Source organism: Aeromicrobium sp. (assembly GCF_014378035.1).
Taxonomy (GTDB): domain Bacteria; phylum Actinomycetota; class Actinomycetes; order Propionibacteriales; family Nocardioidaceae; genus Aeromicrobium.
On sequence record NZ_JACMOM010000026.1, the window covers coordinates 1 to 2,233 of the forward strand.

General features: G+C 67.1%; 3 protein-coding genes. 2 read left to right on the forward strand and 1 reads right to left on the reverse strand.

Annotation, left to right across the window (positions count from 1 at the left end; all coding sequences use genetic code 11):
• Positions 1-124: 124 nt before the first annotated feature.
• Positions 125-886, forward strand: a complete 762-nt coding sequence (locus H7290_RS01610; protein ID WP_290512269.1) for an SDR family oxidoreductase — start codon at positions 125-127, stop codon at positions 884-886.
• On the forward strand, positions 879-1,352 hold the full coding sequence (locus H7290_RS01615; RefSeq protein WP_290512270.1) for a Dps family protein: 474 nt from the start codon (positions 879-881) through the stop codon (positions 1,350-1,352). The genes H7290_RS01610 and H7290_RS01615 overlap by 8 nt, the downstream gene beginning before the upstream one ends.
• A gap of 166 nt (positions 1,353-1,518) precedes the next feature.
• Here H7290_RS01615 and H7290_RS01620 read toward each other — a convergent pair.
• Positions 1,519-2,233, reverse strand: a 715-nt coding sequence (locus H7290_RS01620) for an alpha/beta hydrolase (RefSeq protein ID WP_290512271.1), incomplete at its 5' end; no start/stop codon positions are given.

Sequence of the window (2,233 nt, forward strand, 5' to 3'; positions counted from 1 at the left end):
AACGCTGCGAGACCACGGTTCTTCGAGCTGACCAATGGTGCGGGCCTGCGGACATCGCCGCGGGGTAGGACTGAGGATGTGCCCTGTGCCGGGTGAAACCACACAGCCAGTTGAGAATCCCGTCGTGGCCGTGGTGGGAGCCACCGGCGGGCTGGGCTCGGCAATCTCCCGTGAGCTGGCCCGGCGCGGCGCCCGGCTCGTCCTTACCGGTCGTGACCCGGCCAGGTTGCAGGAGCTGAGCGAGGCACTGCCTGGGTCGGCGAGCGCCGTGTTGGACCTTCACGACCCCGACGCCGGAGACCTGTTGGTGGCGTCGGCAACTGCCGCGTTCGGACGTCTCGACGTGCTCGTGAACGCTGCCGGCATCGTGGCCTTCGGCACCCTTGCTGACACTCCTGACATCGTGATCGAGGAGTTGTTTCTCACCAACGTGGTTGGGCCACTGTGGCTCCTTCGCCGATGCCTGCCGTTGCTCCAGGCCAGCCAGGGCACGGTGGTGCAGCTTTCGGCTGTCGTTGCCGAACAACCTCTACCAGGGATGGCTGCCTACTCCGCGACCAAGGCGGCGCTGAGCGCGGCCGATGCGGCACTGGCCCGGGAGCTGCGGCGCGTTGGGGTGCGAGTGCTCGATGTCCGACCGCCCCACACCAACACGGGTCTGCACGAACGGCCACTACACGGCTCCCCGCCACGGTTGTCGGAAGGGCTGGACCCCCAGGAGGTGGCCCGGGTCATCGCTGACGCGCTGGCCGAACCGAAACGCCACCAACTCGCAGCCGCCGACTTCGGGACCACATCCTCAACCGCGCCGACATCGACGTCGAGTCAGTCCACTTCCAGCCAGTCAACATCGGGTCAGTCAACAGAGGGAGCGCCACATGAGTAGGTCAGTCAATATTGGGATCGCCGAAGAGCAGCTCGGGGAGATCGTCCACGGGCTGTCGCGTGTTCTGGCGGATTCATATTCGCTGTACCTCAAGACCCACAACTACCACTGGAACGTCGTAGGCCCGATGTTTCACTCGCTTCACGCCATGTTCATGGACGAGTACTCGGAACTGGCCCTTGCAGTCGACGAGATCGCGGAGCGGATACGCGCGCTGGGAGCGCCGGCCCCCGGAACCTACCGACAGTTCGCGGAGTTCACTGTGATTCCGGAGGACACCGACCTGCCCGATGCCCTCGAGATGGTGCGCCGGCTAGTCGCAGCCCACGAGGCCACCGCCCGAACCATCCGCGAAACCCTGCCTCTCGCAGAAGGCGCCCCAGACCAGGTCTCCACCGACCTGCTGGTGCGTCGACTCGACGTCCACGAGAAGACTGCATGGATGCTCCGGAGCATGCTCGCCTGACAGACCAACGGATTCTGATCCCCTCATCGCCGACAAGAAGGCGTCCCTGACGCCTCGACGCCGGATGGGTCGTGGGAGTGCTCCTTGCACTGGGGATCCGCAGGCGGAGCCGCTCTACGCGGACCGGCACCCCCTGATCAACGGTTGCCGATCGCCATACCTGCTTTCAGTCGTTGACGAGGCGGTCCAGAGCGTCCCGGACTACTCCGGGGCGGTCGAGCCAGGCGAAGTGGCCGACGTCGTCGAGCACCTGGACCGCAGCGGCGGGGCCGATGGCTTGGGCAGTGTCGGTCGATGCCGCGACCGGCATCGGGCTACCCGCGCCATGAAGGAACAAGGTGGGCACGGCCAGGCCGACGAGCCGCCTGGCCAGGCTGGGCAACTCGGTGTGCAGCGACTCGAACGTCGCCGAGTACGCCTCCACCGAAAGTTGCATGTCGGGGAACGGCGCCGCCGCTGCCGGGTTGGCGAAATACGCCGGCCAGTACAGCCGCAACGACTCCACAGCATCGGCCTCGGTGCCCTCGCCGTCCATTGCCCGCTGGTCCAGCTCCTTCGCCCGCTCGACGCTCTCCGGCGGTGTCCGGCGATTGAGCTCGGCCTCGAACTGCGCCTCGCCACCGTCGCCAACGCCACCGAGTGGATCGATGACCATCGCGGCAGTGACCCGCTCGGGATGCGCGGCGAGCAGGTGCAGCAGGAGGTGGCCGCCCCAGGAGTGTCCGACCCCGGCGGCACGCCCCCAGCCCAGCCCGTCAAGCACTGCCACGACGTCCGCAACGTGGGTGGGCACGTCGAAGGGTGCGCCCGCCGTCGACGGCGGCAGGCCCCGCTGTTGATAGACCGCCACCTGGTAGCCGTCGCAGATCTCGTCCACTAAT

Coding starts and splice junctions, on each gene's coding strand:
- H7290_RS01615 (WP_290512270.1), top strand. CDS start 879: ATGAGTAGGTCAGTCAATATTGGGATCGCCGAAGAGCAGCTCGGGGAG.